The organism is Tistrella bauzanensis (genome assembly GCF_014636235.1).
Taxonomy (GTDB): domain Bacteria; phylum Pseudomonadota; class Alphaproteobacteria; order Tistrellales; family Tistrellaceae; genus Tistrella; species Tistrella bauzanensis.
The window spans coordinates 1-16,227 of the sequence record NZ_BMDZ01000089.1 but is presented as its reverse complement, the minus strand read 5'-3'; the positions used below and the strand labels follow the sequence as shown (position 1 = coordinate 16,227).

Annotated in this window: 16 protein-coding genes and 1 pseudogene; 9 read left to right on the top strand and 8 right to left on the bottom strand. The window is 68.2% G+C overall.

Annotated elements, in window-relative coordinates; all coding sequences use genetic code 11:
• The first annotated feature begins 84 nt into the window (after window positions 1-84).
• Window positions 85-1,749 (top strand): cation:proton antiporter domain-containing protein, encoded by a 1,665-nt coding sequence (locus IEW15_RS22790; protein WP_188582334.1) that lies wholly within the window; start codon window positions 85-87, stop codon window positions 1,747-1,749.
• A gap of 21 nt (window positions 1,750-1,770) precedes the next feature.
• Here IEW15_RS22790 and IEW15_RS22785 read toward each other — a convergent pair whose 3' ends face one another.
• Entirely contained in the window at window positions 1,771-2,400 is a 630-nt protein-coding gene (locus tag IEW15_RS22785) for a carbonic anhydrase (protein WP_188582332.1), read from the bottom strand.
• Window positions 2,401-2,655: 255 nt separating this feature from the next.
• Here IEW15_RS22785 and IEW15_RS22780 point away from each other — a divergent pair, with 255 nt between their 5' ends.
• From IEW15_RS22780 to ugpC, 5 genes are all read left to right on the top strand, one after another.
• Window positions 2,656-3,408: a glycerophosphodiester phosphodiesterase family protein gene (locus tag IEW15_RS22780; protein ID WP_188582330.1), complete on the top strand. Its 753-nt coding sequence runs from the start codon at window positions 2,656-2,658 to the stop codon at window positions 3,406-3,408.
• Window positions 3,409-3,531: 123 nt separating this feature from the next.
• On the top strand, window positions 3,532-4,845 hold the full coding sequence (gene ugpB / locus IEW15_RS22775) for a sn-glycerol-3-phosphate ABC transporter substrate-binding protein UgpB (RefSeq protein WP_188582328.1): 1,314 nt from the start codon (window positions 3,532-3,534) through the stop codon (window positions 4,843-4,845).
• Between the two features lie 93 nt (window positions 4,846-4,938).
• The gene (gene ugpA / locus IEW15_RS22770) at window positions 4,939-5,826 is read left to right on the top strand and encodes a sn-glycerol-3-phosphate ABC transporter permease UgpA (RefSeq protein WP_188582326.1); all 888 of its coding nucleotides are present in this window, start codon (window positions 4,939-4,941) and stop codon (window positions 5,824-5,826) included.
• Between the two features lie 41 nt (window positions 5,827-5,867).
• Window positions 5,868-6,716, top strand: coding sequence for a sn-glycerol-3-phosphate ABC transporter permease UgpE (gene ugpE / locus IEW15_RS22765; RefSeq protein WP_372402877.1), 849 nt, complete (start codon window positions 5,868-5,870; stop codon window positions 6,714-6,716).
• A gap of 84 nt (window positions 6,717-6,800) precedes the next feature.
• A complete protein-coding gene (gene ugpC, locus IEW15_RS22760) occupies window positions 6,801-7,940 on the top strand; it encodes a sn-glycerol-3-phosphate ABC transporter ATP-binding protein UgpC (protein ID WP_188582322.1) in 1,140 nt (379 codons plus the stop codon).
• Between the two features lie 31 nt (window positions 7,941-7,971).
• Here ugpC and IEW15_RS22755 read toward each other — a convergent pair whose 3' ends face one another.
• From IEW15_RS22755 to IEW15_RS22745, 3 genes are all read right to left on the bottom strand, one after another.
• Complete coding sequence (locus tag IEW15_RS22755; RefSeq protein WP_188582320.1) at window positions 7,972-8,847, bottom strand: mechanosensitive ion channel family protein; 876 nt, start codon at window positions 8,845-8,847, stop codon at window positions 7,972-7,974.
• A gap of 79 nt (window positions 8,848-8,926) precedes the next feature.
• On the bottom strand, window positions 8,927-9,289 hold the full coding sequence (locus IEW15_RS22750; RefSeq protein WP_188582318.1) for a TM2 domain-containing protein: 363 nt from the start codon (window positions 9,287-9,289) through the stop codon (window positions 8,927-8,929).
• A 193-nt stretch (window positions 9,290-9,482) separates the two neighbouring features.
• The gene (locus IEW15_RS22745) at window positions 9,483-10,601 is read right to left on the bottom strand and encodes an NAD(P)H-dependent flavin oxidoreductase (protein WP_188582316.1); all 1,119 of its coding nucleotides are present in this window, start codon (window positions 10,599-10,601) and stop codon (window positions 9,483-9,485) included.
• Between the two features lie 145 nt (window positions 10,602-10,746).
• Here IEW15_RS22745 and IEW15_RS22740 point away from each other — a divergent pair, with 145 nt between their 5' ends.
• On the top strand, window positions 10,747-11,652 hold the full coding sequence (locus IEW15_RS22740) for a LysR family transcriptional regulator (RefSeq protein WP_188582314.1): 906 nt from the start codon (window positions 10,747-10,749) through the stop codon (window positions 11,650-11,652).
• Here the strand turns inward: IEW15_RS22740 and IEW15_RS22735 are convergent.
• Window positions 11,633-12,334, bottom strand: coding sequence for an alpha/beta hydrolase (locus IEW15_RS22735; RefSeq protein WP_188582312.1), 702 nt, complete (start codon window positions 12,332-12,334; stop codon window positions 11,633-11,635). The two genes, IEW15_RS22740 and IEW15_RS22735, sit on opposite strands and share 20 nt — an antisense overlap.
• Before the next feature lie 4 nt (window positions 12,335-12,338).
• Window positions 12,339-13,106: an alpha/beta hydrolase gene (locus tag IEW15_RS22730; RefSeq protein ID WP_188582310.1), complete on the bottom strand. Its 768-nt coding sequence runs from the start codon at window positions 13,104-13,106 to the stop codon at window positions 12,339-12,341.
• 124 nt (window positions 13,107-13,230) lie between these two features.
• Between IEW15_RS22730 and IEW15_RS22725 the strand changes: the two genes are divergently transcribed.
• Window positions 13,231-13,662, top strand: coding sequence for a nuclear transport factor 2 family protein (locus IEW15_RS22725; protein ID WP_188582308.1), 432 nt, complete (start codon window positions 13,231-13,233; stop codon window positions 13,660-13,662).
• Window positions 13,663-13,710: 48 nt separating this feature from the next.
• On the opposite strand, the gene IEW15_RS22720 is transcribed toward IEW15_RS22725, so the two are convergent.
• Window positions 13,711-14,511 carry an SDR family NAD(P)-dependent oxidoreductase gene (locus IEW15_RS22720; protein WP_188582305.1) on the bottom strand — a complete coding sequence of 267 codons (801 nt, stop codon included), beginning with the start codon at window positions 14,509-14,511 and terminating at the stop codon, window positions 13,711-13,713.
• Between the two features lie 178 nt (window positions 14,512-14,689).
• Between IEW15_RS22720 and IEW15_RS22715 the strand changes: the two genes are divergently transcribed.
• Window positions 14,690-15,418, top strand: a complete 729-nt coding sequence (locus tag IEW15_RS22715) for a MarC family protein (RefSeq protein WP_188582302.1) — start codon at window positions 14,690-14,692, stop codon at window positions 15,416-15,418.
• Between the two features lie 248 nt (window positions 15,419-15,666).
• Here the strand turns inward: IEW15_RS22715 and IEW15_RS22710 are convergent.
• A pseudogene (locus IEW15_RS22710) lies at window positions 15,667-16,227 on the bottom strand (hypothetical protein); the annotation flags it as partial.

Here is a 16,227-nt window from a genome sequence, read left to right as displayed (position 1 = left end):
CATGTCCCCCTCTCAGGAACACTCATACAGACTCCACTTCGCCACCGGTCGCCAGGGCTATTCTTCAAATGCGATTCCCCTGCGGTGGGGCCCCACGGCTTCGGACTGGTGGATGAAGGCCCGGCGCTGCACCTGTTCGCCGAATTCGGCGTGGTGTTCCTGCTGTTCTCGATCGGCCTGGAATTGTCGTTCGAACGCATGCGCACCATGCGCCGGCTGGTGCTGGGGCTGGGCCTGACCCAGGTGCTGGTCACCGGCGCGATCGCCGCCGGTATCGGCATGGCGCTGGGGCTGGCGCCGGTGCCGGCCATGATCATCGGCGGCGCGCTGGCCTTGTCGTCCACGGCCGTGGTGCTGCAATTGCTGGTGGAACGCGGAGAGCAGGTCACCCGCATCGGCCGGGTGGCGATCGCGGTGCTGCTGTTTCAGGATCTGGCGGTGGTGCCGATGCTGGCGGCCCTGCCGCTGCTGGCGGCGCCCGGCGGCGACGCGCTGGCGGCGCTGGGGCTGGCGGTGGCAAAGGCCGCCGTGGCGCTGGTCGGCATCTCGCTGGCCGGGCGCTATCTGTCGCAGCCGGCCTTCCGGCGGATCGCGGCCCTGCGCAATCCGGATGTGTTCATGGGTGCCACCCTGCTGGTGGTTCTGGGCACCTCGCTGCTGACGGCGCTGGCCGGCATGTCGCTGGCGCTGGGCGCATTCCTGGCCGGCGCGTTGCTGGCCGGCACCGCCTTCCGTCATCAGATCGAGGGCGATATCGAGCCGGTGCGCGGCCTGTTCCTGGGGGTGTTCTTCCTGTCGGTGGGCATGGGCGTCGATCTGGGGGTGGTGGTGGCCGAGTGGCCGCTGGTGCTGGCGCTGACCCTGGGGCTGCTGGCGGTCAAGACCCTGGTTCTTGCCGGGCTGGGGAGGATCTTCGGCCTGCCGGTGCCGCTGGCGGCACGCAGCGGCCTGCTGCTGGCCCAGGGCGGCGAATTCGCCTTCGTCGTCATCGGCACCGCCGGCATGCTGGGGCTGGTGGCGGGGGCCGATGCCGCACCGGTGACCGCGGCGGTCGCTCTGACCATGGCGGTCACCCCGCTGCTGGATGCGATGGGCCGCCGGTTGGAACGCCGGCTGACGCCGCCTGCAGCCGCTCCCGCCGATCAACTGGGCGAGGAAGCCGCCGATCTTGAGGCCCATGTCGTGATCCTGGGCTTCGGCCGGGTCGGGCGCACCGTCGCCCATGTGCTGGAGCACAGCCGCAGCCCCTATCTGGCGCTGGATCTCGACAGCGATCAGGTCGCCGATGGCCGGCTTCAGGGCCATAACGTGTTCTTCGGCGATGGCGCGCGCCGCGATGTGCTGCGCGCGGCCGGTATCGAGCGCGCGGCCGCGGTGGTGGTGACGGTGGATCATGCCGCCGCCGCCGAACGCGCGGTACGCGCCATCCGCCATGCCGCCCCCGGCGTGGCCATCGTCGCCCGCGCCCATGATGCCCATCACGCCGAGCGGCTGCGTCATGCCGGCGCCGGTCGGGTTCTGCCCGAGACGATCGAGGCGAGCCTGCTGCTGGCGGCGGCGACACTCGACGAGGTCGGCCGCGAGGCTGAGGATATCGAAGCCTGTCTGGGCCGGCTGCGCGCCGATGGCTATGCCCAGTTGCTGCCGCTGGTGGTGGGCCGCCGTACCGAAGGCGAGGCCGAGGCCGTCACAGCGGCACCGCCGGCCCCCCGCCGCCGGCGCTGGCTCAGGCGCGACCGGCGGGGGTGAGGTGCTGCCGTCTGCGCCCGGTCAGAGTGGCAGGAAGGCATCGGCCTCGCGGTCATAGGCCAGGATGCGGGCGTTGGCGATGTCGTAATACCAGCCATGCAGGCGGATGGTGCCGGCAGTCAGCCGGTCGGCGATCCAGGGGAACGTGGCCAGATTGGCCAGGGACACCTTGATCGATTCCAGCTCGCACAGATGCTGGTGCTCATGGGCATCGACATCGGCGTGGTCGTGCAGGATCCGCGCCCGCACATCGGCGATCTGCGACATCCAGACATCGATGAAGTCGTTGTTGGGTTGTTCGGGGTCGCGCTGGACCAGGGCGCGGATGCCGCCGCAACTGGCATGGCCCAGCACCACCACATGCTGCACGCCCAGGCCATTGACCGCGAATTCCAGCGCCGCCGAGGTGCCGTGGCGGGCGCCGTCGGGTTCAAACGGCGGCACCAGATTGGCCACGTTGCGCAGGATGAACAGATCGCCGGGATCGGCCGACGTGATCAGCGCCGGATCGACCCGGCTGTCGCAACAGGCGATCATCATCACCTTCGGCGTCTGTTCGCGGGCGAGCGATGCGAACAGCGTCGGGTTGTTGCGCATGCCGTCGTCCCGGAACCGCCGGAACCCTTCGATCACCTTGTTGAGCGCGTCCATTCCGTCTCCTCAGGGTCTCTACGCCGCGATCATGGCCGGTATACGGCTTCTTTCCCGTGATCTTAGATACCACCACAACCCCGGTCATGAAAGTCCGCGCGCGGTGCATGGACGCACTGCCATGGCCGCGCGATATCACAGCCCAGTCATCGGACTGCCACGAAACCGTCAAATGCCGCGGGTACAACCCGGGCACGTCGGCGATCGTGGCTTGCCCGTCAGTTGAACCCTCGTCGATGCATCGGACCTATGCCCATGACCATGTCCACCTTGTCGGATCCTCGCGTTATCGGCCATCGCGGCGCCAGCGGGGCCGCGCCTGAAAACACGCTGCCCGCCATCGCCCTTGCTGCCGATATGGGTGTGGCGATGGTTGAGTTCGACGTCAAGCTCACCCGTTGCGGCGTGCCGGTGCTGATGCATGACGATCTGGTCGACCGCACCACCGATGGCCACGGGCCGGCGGCGGGGTTCGATCTGGCGGCATTTCAGGCGCTGGATGCCGGGCGCTGGTTCGACGACCGCTTCTCGGGCACCCGCGTGCCGACCCTGGGGGAGACCATCGAACTGCTGGTGGCGCGCGATCTCGACGCCAATGTCGAGATCAAGCCCTGTCCCGGACGCACGGCTGAAACCGCTCGGCTGGTGGTCGAGATGCTGCTGCGGCTGTGGCCGGCGGACAAGCGGCCGCCGCTGCTGTCGTCGTTCGAGATGGAGGCCCTGGCCACGGCCCGCGACCTCGCCCCCGATCTGCCGCGCGCGCTGCTGTTCGAGACCCTGCCGCCCCCGGCCGAGATGGACCGGCTGACGGCCGATCTGGCGCCGGTGGCCGTGCATCTGTGGGAACGGCCGATCGACGCCGATGTGGTGGCCGCGGTCCATGGCCGCGGTCTGGCGCTCAGGGCCTGGACCGTCAACGACCCGATCCGCGCCGTTCATCTCGTCCGGCTGGGCGTCGATGCGGTGTTCAGCGATTTTCCCGACCGGATTCTCGGCGCTCTGGCCTGACCGGCCGGCGGGGCTGGTTCCCGCCGGTGGCTGCGCTGTCGTCTCCGATCCGGTCGCCCGCCTCAACCGAACCGTCAGGATCGCCGGTGCCGACCCGGCCGGTCCCTCGCAGGGAGCGTCGATATGAGCAAAACCTGGATCGTTGCCGCCGCCGTGGCCATGGGGCTCGCCAGCCCTGCCGCCGCCGCCACCAAAGTTGAATGGTGGCATGCCATGGGTGGCGAACTTGGCCAGAAGGTCGAGGAGATCGCCCGCAACTTCAACGCCACCCAGTCCGATTACGAGCTGGTGCCGGTCTACAAGGGCACCTATGCCGAGACCATGACCTCGGCGATCGCCGCCTTCCGCGCCGGTCAGCAGCCGGCGATCGTGCAGGTGTTCGAGGTCGGCACCGCCACCATGATGGCGGCCAAGGGCGCGGTGAAGCCGGTCTATGAGGTGATGGCGGAAGCGGGCGAGCCCTTCGATCCCAAGGCCTATCTCCAGGCGGTGACCGGCTATTACAGCACCACCGACGGTCGCATGCTGTCGATGCCGTTCAACAGCTCGACCCCGGTCATGTATGTGAACCTCGATGCCGCCGCCAAGGCCGGCATCGATCCCAAGACCGATCTTGCCACCTGGGAACAGGTCGGCGATTACATCAAGAAGGCGCAGGCTGCCGGTTATACCTGCGGTATGACCACCGGCTGGCCGAGCTGGACCCAGATCGAGAACCTGTCGGCCTGGCACAATCTGCCCTTCGCCACCAACGAGAACGGCTTCGCCGGCCTCGACACGGTGCTGGAGATCAACGGCCCGCTGCAGGTGAAGCATCTTGAAACCCTGGGCGAATGGCAGAAGACCAAGGCGTTCGATTACGGCGGACGCCGCAGCGATGCGCGGCCCAAGTTCATTTCGGGCGAATGCGTGCTCTATATCGACAGCTCGGCCTCGCTCGCCGGCATCCGCAACGCGGTGCAGGATTTCAAGTTCGGCGTCAACATGCTGCCCTACTGGGCGAGTGCGGTTGAAAAGCCTCAGAACTCGATCATCGGCGGTGCCACCCTCTGGGTGCTCAGCGGCAAGTCGGCGGAAGAATACAAGGGTACCGCCAAGTTCTTCAGCTATCTGTCCTCGCCCGAAGTTCAGGTCGACTGGCATCTGTTCACCGGCTACCTGCCGATCACCACGGCGGCCTATGACCTGGCCAAGAAGCAGGGCGCTTACGACGAGAATCCGCTGGCCGAGGTCTCGATCCGTCAGATCAATCTGAACCAGCCGACCGCGAATTCCAAGGGTCTGCGCCTGGGCAATTTCGTCCAGATCCGCGACGTGATCGAGGAAGAGATGGAAGCGGTCTTCGCCGGCACCAAATCGGCCAAGGACGCGCTGGACAGCGCCAAGACCCGCAGCGACGACCTGCTGCGCCGGTTTGAACGCACCGCCGGCAACTGATCGCGATCATCCGATCGGATCATCCGATCCGGCACCGGCAGCTGTTGCCGGTGCCGGATCTGTTCCTGACGCCGATGGAAGCCTGCCTCACCCATGGCCAAACGCACCCTGTTTCGCGGCACCGCCCTGCCGCTCGCCCTGGTGGCGCCACAGATCCTGATCACCATCCTGTTCTTCGTCTGGCCGGCGGTGCAGGCGCTGAAACAGTCGATGCTGATCGAGGACGCCTTTGGCTTCGGCTCGGAGTTCGTCTGGTTCGAGAATTTCGAAGCGGTGCTGGCCGATCCCGGCTATCGCCATGCCTTCGGCGTCACCGCCGTGTTCAGCACGGGCGTGATGCTGCTGTCGCTGACCGGCGGGCTGTTGCTGGCGGCGCTGATCGACGGGGTGACGGCCAAGCGCACGGGCAGCCTCTACCGCGCCATGGCGGTGGCGCCCTATGCCATCGCGCCGGCCGTGGCCGGGGCGCTCTGGTTCTTCATCTTCAATCCCACGGTCGGCATCGGTGCCCATTGGCTGGATCTGGTCGGGATCGACTGGAACCACGTCCGCAACGGCGATCAGGCGCTGCTGCTGGTGGTGCTGGCCTCGGCCTGGAAGCAGATCGCCTATAATTTCGTGTTCTTTCTGGCCGGTCTGCAATCCATCCCGCGCTCGCTGCTGGAAGCGGCGGCGATCGATGGCGCCGGGCCGCGCCGGCGGTTCGTCTCGATCGTGCTGCCGCTCTTGTCGCCCACCGCCTTCTTCCTGGTGGTGGTGAACCTGGCCTATGCGTTCTTCGACACCTTTCCGGTGATCCACGCGGTCACCCAGGGCGGCCCCGGTGTCGCCACCGAAACCCTGGTCTACAAGGTGTTCAAGGACGGCTTCATCGGCCTCGATCTCGGCCGGTCCGCGGCCCAGTCGGTGATCCTGATGGTGCTGGTGGCGGGGATGACCGTGATCCAGTTCCGCTATGTCGAGCGCCGCGTTCACTACTGACCAGATGACCAGACCGATCCGAAGGAATTGATGCCATGGCCATGGTCGAAGGCACTGCGCGCTCCCGGCTGATCCGGCATGCGCTGATCATGATCGGTCTCGCGACCATCGCTTTTCCGGTCTATATGGCGCTGGTGACATCCACCCACGAGGCCGCGACCATGGTGCGGGGGGTCGTGCCGCTGCTGCCGGGGACCGAACTGGTCGATACCTATTCGCGTGTGCTGGCCACGGGTATTCCCACCTTCGGCAGCATGTCGGTGCTGGCGATGCTGGGCAATTCGCTGGTCATGGCGCTGGGCATCGCCATCGGCAAGATCGTCATCTCGCTGCTGTCGGCCTATGCGATCGTGTTCTTCCGGTTTCCGCTGCGGACGCTGTGGTTCTGGATGATCTTCGCCACGCTGATGCTGCCGGTCGAGGTCAGGATCGTGCCGACTTTCCAGGTGGTCGCCGATCTGGGGCTGCTGAACAGCTATGGCGGGCTGGTGGTGCCGCTGCTGGCATCCGCCACCGCCACCTTCCTGTTCCGTCAGTTCTTCCTGACCATCCCCGACGAGCTGGTCGAGGCGGCGCGGGTCGACGGCGCCGGGCCGATGCGGTTCTTCTTCGACATCATCCTGCCCCTGTCGCGGACCAACATCGCGGCGCTGTTCGTGATCATGTTCGCTTATGGCTGGAACCAGTATCTGTGGCCGCTGATCGTGACCAGCGATCCCGCCTATACCACGATCATGATCGGCATCCAGCGCGCGCTTTCTGGCAGCGACGAGTTGACGCCATGGAACCTGGTCATGGCCATGACCATCCTGGCCATGCTGCCGCCGCTGGCGGTGGTGCTGGGCATGCAGCGCTGGTTCGTCAAGGGCCTGGTCGACAGCGAAAAGTAATACCGGCCCCGCAAGGTCATACCGGCTTGGTCCTGCCCGCCGGTCATACCGTCCTGCCCACTCACTCCGGAAGAGTCTTACCCGATGAGCACGCTCACCCTGCGCGGCCTGCGCAAGTCATATGGCGACACCCCGGTCATCCATGGTGTGGAACTGGACGTCGCCGATGGCGAATTCGTGGTGCTGGTCGGCCCCTCGGGTTGCGGTAAATCCACCCTGCTGCGGATGGTGGCCGGGCTTGAGACCGTGGGCGAGGGCCGGATCGAGATCGATGGCCGGCTGGTCAACGAGCTGGAGCCGCGCGACCGCGATGTGGCGATGGTGTTCCAGAACTATGCGCTCTATCCGCATATGACCGTGTTCGACAACATGGCCTATGGCCTGAAGATCCGCGGCCAGAGCAAGGACCGGATCCGCGCCCGCGTCGACGAGGCCGCCGCCATGCTGGGCTTGGGGGATCTGCTGAACCGCAAGCCGCAGGCGCTGTCCGGCGGCCAGCGCCAGCGCGTGGCCATGGGCCGTGCGATCGTGCGCGAGCCCAAGCTGTTCCTGTTCGATGAACCGCTGTCGAACCTGGATGCCAAGCTCAGAGTGCAGATGCGGCTGGAAATCAAGCGCCTGCATCAGCGCCTGGGCGTCACCAGCCTGTATGTCACCCATGATCAGGTCGAGGCGATGACCCTGGCCGACCGGCTGGTGGTGATGCATGGCGGGCGGGCCGAACAGATCGGCCGGCCGCTGGATCTGTATCTGCGCCCGGCCACCCGCTTCGTCGCCGGCTTCATCGGCTCGCCGGCGATGAACTTCATGCCGGCCGCCATCGCGGCCGACGCGGTGCTGGTTCAGGGCGATCGCCCGATCCGGATCGACCCGGCGGCGGTGGGACTGGGCGGTATGACCGGGGATGGCAAGGATGGCGTTCTGGGCATCCGGCCGGAAGACCTGCACCGCGCCGGCGCCACGGTGCTTCAGGGTGCGGCCACGCTCGACATAGCACTGGACGTGGCGGCGGTGGAACCGCTGGGGGCCGATACCCTGATCCATGGCCGGCCATGCAGCCCCTGCGGTGCCGCCCTGGCCGACCCGGCCGGAGAGGCGCGTGGCCTGATGACCGCGCGTCTGGCCGGGCCGGTGGATGCGATCCCCGGCAGCCGCCTGCCGCTTCAGGCCCGGCTGGACCGCCTGCACGTCTTCGGTGCCGACGGCCGCAGGCTGGGGGCCTGAGGCCGCAACCGGCCCACCGGATGCCGGCGGCTCAGCCGGCCATCTTCGGGTCGTCGATCACCTTGACCGCGATCTGCTTCGTGTCGACCAGATGCAGGTCGCGCTGCGGGAAGGGGATGCTGCAGCCGGCGGCTTCCACCGTCAGCTTGGCGCCCTTGATCATGTCCCAGCGCAGGTCCCAGTAATTGTCCAGCGTCGCCCAGATCCGGAGCGTGAGGTCGACCGAGCTTTCGCCCAGATTGGTTACCATGGTCTGTGCCGCCGGGTCTTTCAGCACCCGGTCGTCGGCATCGGCCATGGCTTTCAGCGCGGTCAGCGCCGCGTCGATGTCGTCGTCATAGGCGATGCCCACCACCACGTCCATCCGGCGCACGGGGTTGCGGCTGTAATTGGTGATCGCCTGTCCCCAGACCTGGCTGTTGGGCAGGCTCATATACACGCCATCGGCCATTTTCAGTTCGGTGGTGAACAGGCTGACATGGATCACCGATCCGGCACGGCCGCCGGCATCGATGAAATCTCCCACCCGGAACGGGCGCAGGAACAGCAGCATGATGCCTGCCGCCACATTCGACAATGTGCCCTGAAGCGCCAGACCGATGGCAAGACCGGCGGCACCCAGAATGGCGATGATGCTGGCCGTCTGCACCCCGAACTGGCCCAGCACGATCACGATGGTCAGGACGATGATCGCATACCGGATGATGGTGGCGATGAACGGGCGCAGCGTCGGGTCTATGCTCGACAGCCGGCCCAGTGCGCGGCTCATCCCCCGTTCGGCCCAGCCGGCGACCAGCCAGCCGCCGATCAGGATGGCGACCGCCCCCAGAACCGCCATGCCATAGGTCACGGCAAGGGCGCTCAGGGTGGCTGCAACGGCATCGAGTTCCGTCGACATCTGGTTCATGCGGTCGGGCATCTTTCGGTAGGAGTGGACAGGGTGATGGCCGCCTTGTGAAGGCGGCCATCGGTTGGGCTCAGGCGGATCAGGTGGTCAGGCGGCGGATCAGGTCCTCGTTGCGCCGGCGGACGATCACCGGGATCAGGAACAGATCCAGCAGCAGCCACAGGAACAGCAGGATGAAGCCGATATAGCCGATGAACACCACGGCCAGCAGGGTGCTGACACCGTTCAACGCCAGCATCAGCAGACCGCTGACCCAGGCCCCCAGATACATCCGGTGCACGCCGAACACGCCGAGGAAGAACCACAGCAGATAGGCGATCAGCAGGCTCTTCTTCTCGTTGTCATAGCGCATCATCATGGCGCTGCGGTCCTGGCCGCTCCAGGCGCTGTCGCCGGAGGCTCCGCGTGGCCGGTCGCCCAGGAAATCCTCGTCTCTGCTCATCGCGACAGTCCTGCCTTCCTGCGGTTCCCTCGGGCCATCGGCCGCGTGGATGCGACCGGCCTATGTTTCACATGGAACCATGCGGGGCGCGATGCCGCAACCATGCTGCCCGACATGGGACAGTTGCGTCAGGCGACGGCCGTGGGTCATGCCGGAACTACCAGCACTACCAGCACGGCCGGCGCGACCAGCTCTAGCGCGCGCCGGGCATGCGGGCCAGGGCGGCGCGCATCTCGCGGCCCAGGGCGGCCACCAGCTCGGCCACGGCAATACCATCCGGGCGTACCAGCCCGGCGCCGGCACCCGCCCAGTATGCCTGCGCTTCGGGCACCCCCGCCGCATCGGCCGCGGCCCGGATCGGTTTGGTCAGGCCATGCTGGGCCGGGAAGGCCGCCAGTGCCGTCGGCTCGGGCGGTATGGCCTCGCCCGCCGACAGCAGCTTTCGGGCATAGCGGCCGGTATAGCTGCGGGTCAGTACGGTCATGGCGCCACCCGCCCGGGCGGATGTCTGCAGCAACTGGCGGTGACCGGGCCTGGTGCCGGCCTCGGCCGTGGCCATGAAGGCGGTGCCGAGCTGGGCGCCGGCGGCACCCAGCGCCAGCGCCGCCGCCACGCCGCGCCCGGTCATGATGCCGCCGGCGACGATCAGCGTCACGCCCGCCGCCTCGGCCTCGGGTGCCATCGCCTCGATCAGCGACGCCCAGCTCTGCGACGGTGGTGGACCGTCGGCCGAGAACATGCCGCTATGGCCGCCAGCCTCGGCGCCCTGTATGCAGATCATGTCGATGCCGGCCGCGATCAGCCGGCGGACCTCGTCGGCCGTGGTGGCCGTGCCGATCAGGGCAATGCCGCGGCGCCGGGCCTCTTCCACCAGCCCGGCCGGCGGCAGGCCCATGGTGAAGCTCAGCGCCGCAGGGGCCTCGTTCAGCACCGCCTGGATCTGGGGGCCAAGCGGCGGTGCGGCGTCAGACACGTCGTCGGGCAGGTCCGCGCCGACCCGTGCGGCCAGCGGCGCCAGGGCGGCACGGGCCGCGGCAATCTCGGGCGCCGTGGCGGTGCGGCCCTGATGGAAGAACAGATTGACCGCGAATGGCCGGTCGGTCAGCGCGCGGATCGCGCGGATCGCCGCCGGCAGATCCTGCGCCGGGGTGTAGGCCGCACCCAGTGCGCCCAGCACGCCGGCATTGCTGGCCCCGGCAACCAGTTCGGCCGTGGTCGGCCCGCCGGCCATCGGCGCCTGGATGACCGGCAGGGTCAGCCCGAAGCGGCGGGTGAGCGCGGTATCGACAATGGCGTTGGGCGGCGTGGTCATGGCGGCAACCTCGGACGGATGAAGGGCAGGGCAGGGTGAAGCACTGGAACCTGTCGATCATGGGTCCGGTCACGCTTGCACGCCAGCGACAATCGGTCGATGCTGCTTGCAGATGTGATGCAAACAGCTTGAACGGACGACCTGCATGGATCTGGTGGATCTGGCGGCGGTGAAGGCCGTCGCGGAACTGGGCGGTGCCAGCGCCGCCGCCGAGCGGCTGAACTGCGTGCCATCGGCGGTGACCGCGCGGATCAAGCGGCTGGAGGCGGATCTGGGCGTGGCCCTGTTCCGGCGCCGGTCGCGGGGCCTGGACGTCACCGATGCCGGCCGCCGGCTGGCGGATTATGCCGACCGGCTGCTGATGCTGGCCGAGGAGGCGCGCCGCGCGGTCAGCCCGGATGGGGATGGTCATACCGGGCACCGGTCGGCATGGCCGGTGCGGATCGGCACCATGGAGACCATCGCCGCCACCCATCTGCCGCAGATCCTGGCGCGGTTCCGGGCCGGCCCCGCGGGCGGCGGCGTGATCAGCGTGACCGCCGGCACCACCGACGAGCTGGTGGCGGCCCTGCTGCGCCACCGGGTGGATGTGGCGCTGATCGCGGGGCCGCTGGACCATCCGGCATTGAGCGCCCGGCCGGTCTGGACCGAGGATCTGGTTCAGCTGCGTGCGGCCGGCACCGACCCGAACGCGCAGTCCCCGCCGCTGCCCCTGATCGGCTTCCGCAGCGGCTGTGCCTATCGCGCGCGCGCCGAACGGCTGCTGCGCGATGCCGGCCGGCTGCCGGTGACGGTGCTGGAACTGGGCACGCTGGACGGCATCATCGGCTGTGTCGCGGCCGGGCTGGGCTTCACCATCCTGCCCGCCAGCATGATCACCGCCGCCAATCTGCCGGCAGGGCTGGAGATCCGCGCCATCGACCATCCGGCAACCCGGGTGCAGGTTCTGGCCGCCTGGCCGCGCGGTCGCAACGAGCCGGCGGCCATGGCCTTCGCCGATGCCGCCGCCCAGGCCGACGGCGACTATCCGTTCAGCCTGGCAGATGCCTGACGAGAAAGGCGGCCGCGGCCTCGGCACCGGCCTGATCGATGCCATGGGCGAGCCCCGGCCGGCGCAGAACATCGACCGCGATGCCGGCATCCTTCAGCTTCGCGGCCGCATGGCCCGAGGCTTCCACCGGCACCACCGGATCGGCCGCACCATGGATCAGCAGCACCGCCGGGCGCGTGGCCGCCGCCGGCACCGGCGGCACCGGCCCCAGCAGCGCGCCTGAAAAACCGACGATCGCCGCCGGCGCCGGATTGAGCGCCAGCCCCACACCCAGCGCCATCATCGTGCCCTGCGAAAACCCGATCAGCGCCAGCCGGTCGGCCGCGAGGTCGTGGGTTTCCAGCGCCGCCGCCAGGAAACTGCGCAACGGCCCGGCCGACCGGGCGACCCCCGCCGCCATTCTGGCATGGGCGGCAGCCATGTTGGCCGGTTCCCGACGCAGCAGATCGGGGTCGTAATCATCCAGCCCGAACCATTGCCGACCGAAGGGCGACATCTCGCAGGGTTCGGGCGCATCGGGTGCATAGAAGGCGGTGCCGGGCAGCACCTGGGCAAAGAACGGCGCCAGGCCGATGAGGTCCTGGCCGTCGGCGCCATAGCCGTGCAGGAACACGACGACGCGCCGCACCGTGCCATCGGGGGGCAGCAGTTCGGGGCCGGTCAGGCCGGGTTGCGCGGTCATGATATCAGTCTCCGGATGTGACCATGGCCGGACCGGCCGATGGCAGGTGATGGTCGATGAAGCTGGTGGCGGCGGCAAGCCCGGTGAGGTCGACCCGATGGTCGAGATCCGGCCGGGCCAGCAGATCGACCGGAAACCCCGCCATGGCCAGTGTTGCCTGAACATAGCGCGCCGCCGCGAAGGGCACGATGTCGTCGGCCCGGCCGTGCACGAGCAGAACCGGCGGCAACGATCCGGTCCGCGGCGGCTGAACCGATACGGCCTGAACCGGCCCCAGCAGCGTGCCCGAGAAGCCGACCACCGCCGATGGCGCGGGACGCCCGGCCCTGAGCCGGCCCAGCATCAGCGCCAGCGACATCATCTGGCCCTGCGAGAACCCGGCCAGGGCCATGTGGCGGGCATTCAGCCCCAGACGGTCGAGCACCGCATCGATCCGGACATCCAGCGCCGGGCAGGACGCGGCCGCGGTGGTGGCCATGCGGGCATGGCCGGCGGCATCCGCGGCCGGCATCGCCGCCGGATCGCCGGCAACGAAGCCCGGCTGATAGCCGGGGGTGGCGAACCATTGCAGCCCGGCCACACCTTCGGGGCAGGGCTCGGGGCCATTGGGAGTGAAGAAGGCCGTATCGGGCATCCGCCGCGCCATGCGGCGGGCGAAGCCGGCCATCTCGCGGCCATCGCCGCCATAACCGTGGAGCAGCACAACCAGCCGGCGTGCCGGGCCATCGGCGGGCCGCATCAGGGCGGGTAGATCGGATAAGGGCAGCGGCATCGGGCGGTCGGGCTCCGTGATCGCGGATTGCGGGCTCACCATCGGCCAAGCCCCGCACCATATGTCAGGATCATCCGCCGCACCGCAACCCCGGACAATCCCGCAGAGGAAGGCCGACGCGCCCATGACCGACGACACCGACAGCCGCCGCCGTGCCGATCTTCAGGCGGTGATGACCGCCCATGCCGCGTTCTATCAGGCCTTCATCGACCGGAATTTCGGCGCCATGACCGCCGCTTGGGCGGCGCGGCTGCCGATCGCCTGCATCCATCCCGGCTGGGGTGCGCTGGTGGGGCATGAGGCGGTGATGACCAGTTGGCGGGCGATTCTGGCCAATCCCAACGCGCCGGCGGTGACGGTGGACCTGGTCGATCTGGCGGTGCTGGGCGATCTGGCGCGGGTGATCGCCTATGAGCGGATCAACGACGCGGTGCTGATCGCCACCAACCTGCTGGCGCGCGAGGATGGTGGGTGGAAGTTGATCCATCATCAGTCCGGCCCGACGCCGCCACCCACCGAGTATGCGAGCCCGGTGCCGCCGCACCGGCTGAACTGAGCGTATGGGGCATTGGCCCGACTTGAGCAGTGACCCGACGCAGCCTGATCAGGATTGGTCCGGGTGCAGTCGCTTCACCATCCGGGCCGCCAGTTGCGGTGGCGCCAGCCGCGACAGGATCGCGCCCAGCCGGTTGGCCCGTCCCGGCACCACCAGCGGCCGGCCGGCGAAGGTGGCCTCCAGGCCGATGCGTGCCACCTGCCCGGCGGTCATCAGCCCCGGATTGCCGCTGAACAGCCGCGATCCGGCCATGCCGGCCCGCTCGGCGAAACCGGTGCGGGTGGGGCCGGGGCACAGCGTGGTGACGGTGACGCCGGTACCGGCCATCTCCACCGCCAGCGCCCGGCCCAGCGAGACGACATAGGCCTTGGCCGCGTAATAGACCGCCAGCCCGGGGCCGGGCACGAAGGCCGCCGTCGAGGCCAGGTTCAGCACCCGGCCGCGCCCGGCCGCCACCATTGCCGGCAGCACCGCGCGTGTCAGGATGGTCAGGGCTGCGATGTCGACGGCGATCTGCCCGTCGATCGCCGCCGGATCGATGCGGTCGAAGCGGCCGGCGATGCCGAAGCCGGCATTGTTGACCAGCACCGCCGGCACCCGGCCATCGGCATCCAGCGCCGCCTGAAGGTTGGCGCGGATGGCATCGGCAGGGCCCGACAGGTCGAGCGGCAGGCAATGGCTTCGGGCGCCGGCCGCGCCTGCGGCCTCGGCGGTGCGGGCGAGCCCGCTGGCGTTGCGGGCGATCAACAGCAGATCATAGCCACGGGTGGCGAGCGCCAGGGCGATCTCGCGGCCTATGCCGCCGCTGGCGCCGGTGACGATGGCGAGGGGACGTGTGGTTGTGGTCATGGCGTGCGCATCCTGACGGGGGTCGATGAGCGGCCGGCCGTTGCCGTCACCGTCACGGGCGTGACATCGTGGCTCTGATAGGATCTGGTGACGGGATGACCAGTAGCGGGATGGCCTGTGACGGGGCGTCCTGTGACGGGGTGCCGCCGCACCGGGCAGACCACCAAGGGAGCCACCGATGATTGAACTCGCGATCAGCGCCTTCGTCACCCTGTTCGTGATCATCGATCCGGTCGGACTGGCGCCGATGTATGGCGCGCTGACCCGCGACCATGGCGAGGCGGCCCGCCGGCGCATGGCGATCCGCGGCGTGGCGGTGGGCGGGCTGGTGCTGCTGGGCTTTGCGGTGGGCGGCGAGGCGCTGCTGGGCGCGATCGGCGTATCGCTGGATGCCTTCCGGGTAGCGGGCGGCGTGCTGCTGTTCGTGGTTGCCTTCGACATGGTGTTCGAACGCCGCACCGAACGCCGCCGCCGTCAGGTGGAAGCGGCCCATGCCGCCGATATCGGCGCGGGTGCCGCCGCGATGCTGGCGGCGGAAAGCGCCTTCGCGGCGCCGGAGATCATGGAAGACGCCCTGACGCATGAACATGAGGACGTCTCGGTCTTCCCGCTCGCCATTCCGCTGATCGCCGGCCCCGGCGCGATCACCTCGACCCTGCTGCTGACCACCCGCGCCGGCGGCGACTGGCTGGCGCTGGCCCTGGTTCTGGGCATTCTGGCGCTGGTTCTGGCGCTGACCCTGGGCGCGCTGCTGATCGCCGGTCGCCTGAACCGGCTGCTGGGCGAAACCGCCGCGGCGGTGATCAGCCGGGTGCTGGGCATTCTGCTGGCGGCGCTGGCCGCGCAGTTCATCCTCGACGGCGCGGCGGCGCTGGTGCTGGAGGTGATCCAGCGCGGCGGCGCGTGACCACCGGCTGAGGACGTCAGCTCTCAGTATACTGGCCACAGCCCAGCCGTGAGGCCGACACCCGGTGCTGTGGGCCGATGCGTTGGTTATTCGTTCCTCAGGGCAGGGGCGTCGTCACCGGCGAGGCCCGTGGCCGGCTCTGGTCTGACGACACCTGGTGTGCCTGCGACGGCGATAGTCGACCATCCGCATGCTACGGAACCAGATCGAGCCGGGATCATTCGCGGCGGTGGGGGTGACCTCTTCATTCACCGATCGTATGTCATCAGCAGTGGAGCGGCATCCCGTAGTTCTTTCGATATACGCCCGATTGCACGGAAGGCATCGTTGACGGGGGTGGCGGCTCCGTGACGCGATGATTGGAGCAAGCCTTTGAAGCCTTGCCCGCTTGCCATCCCAATTTCCTCAAATAAACAGATTGGCAAGCGGCGATTCTCTTTAAAGCGGCGATCAGGTCCCCCATTCTTATTGACGTACTTCCATGTTTCTCCGACAACAGTGGCATCCGTAGGCGCGCTCTCGACGATCATGTTCTGATTTCGCACATCAGTTCTGAGATCGTCATATCGGACTGCGCCATATGTATTATTCTCAAGGACCAATATACAGTCGGGGAAGAAAAAGCAGGATTTTCCATCGATTTTCAGCATGGGCGGCGTGATGTTCGATGCAACGCCCGGCGGCAACGCATAGAGAACTGAGGTGCTACCGGTTTCTACGAGGCTGGGAGCCTGTTGCCGAATGCCCGCTACCCATGGTTTGACGCCGTCTGCTGACGGCTTGGGAGCTTGGCGGGGGTCTCGCGCGGT

Coding starts and splice junctions, on each gene's coding strand:
- IEW15_RS22785 (WP_188582332.1), bottom strand. CDS start 2,400: ATGGACGCGCTCAACAAGGTGATCGAAGGGTTCCGGCGGTTCCGGGAC.
- IEW15_RS22780 (WP_188582330.1), top strand. CDS start 2,656: ATGACCATGTCCACCTTGTCGGATCCTCGCGTTATCGGCCATCGCGGC.
- ugpB (WP_188582328.1), top strand. CDS start 3,532: ATGAGCAAAACCTGGATCGTTGCCGCCGCCGTGGCCATGGGGCTCGCC.
- ugpA (WP_188582326.1), top strand. CDS start 4,939: ATGGCCAAACGCACCCTGTTTCGCGGCACCGCCCTGCCGCTCGCCCTG.
- ugpE (WP_372402877.1), top strand. CDS start 5,868: ATGGTCGAAGGCACTGCGCGCTCCCGGCTGATCCGGCATGCGCTGATC.
- ugpC (WP_188582322.1), top strand. CDS start 6,801: ATGAGCACGCTCACCCTGCGCGGCCTGCGCAAGTCATATGGCGACACC.
- IEW15_RS22755 (WP_188582320.1), bottom strand. CDS start 8,847: ATGAACCAGATGTCGACGGAACTCGATGCCGTTGCAGCCACCCTGAGC.
- IEW15_RS22750 (WP_188582318.1), bottom strand. CDS start 9,289: ATGAGCAGAGACGAGGATTTCCTGGGCGACCGGCCACGCGGAGCCTCC.
- IEW15_RS22745 (WP_188582316.1), bottom strand. CDS start 10,601: ATGACCACGCCGCCCAACGCCATTGTCGATACCGCGCTCACCCGCCGC.
- IEW15_RS22740 (WP_188582314.1), top strand. CDS start 10,747: ATGGATCTGGTGGATCTGGCGGCGGTGAAGGCCGTCGCGGAACTGGGC.
- IEW15_RS22735 (WP_188582312.1), bottom strand. CDS start 12,334: ATGACCGCGCAACCCGGCCTGACCGGCCCCGAACTGCTGCCCCCCGAT.
- IEW15_RS22730 (WP_188582310.1), bottom strand. CDS start 13,106: ATGCCGCTGCCCTTATCCGATCTACCCGCCCTGATGCGGCCCGCCGAT.
- IEW15_RS22725 (WP_188582308.1), top strand. CDS start 13,231: ATGACCGACGACACCGACAGCCGCCGCCGTGCCGATCTTCAGGCGGTG.
- IEW15_RS22720 (WP_188582305.1), bottom strand. CDS start 14,511: ATGACCACAACCACACGTCCCCTCGCCATCGTCACCGGCGCCAGCGGC.
- IEW15_RS22715 (WP_188582302.1), top strand. CDS start 14,690: ATGATTGAACTCGCGATCAGCGCCTTCGTCACCCTGTTCGTGATCATC.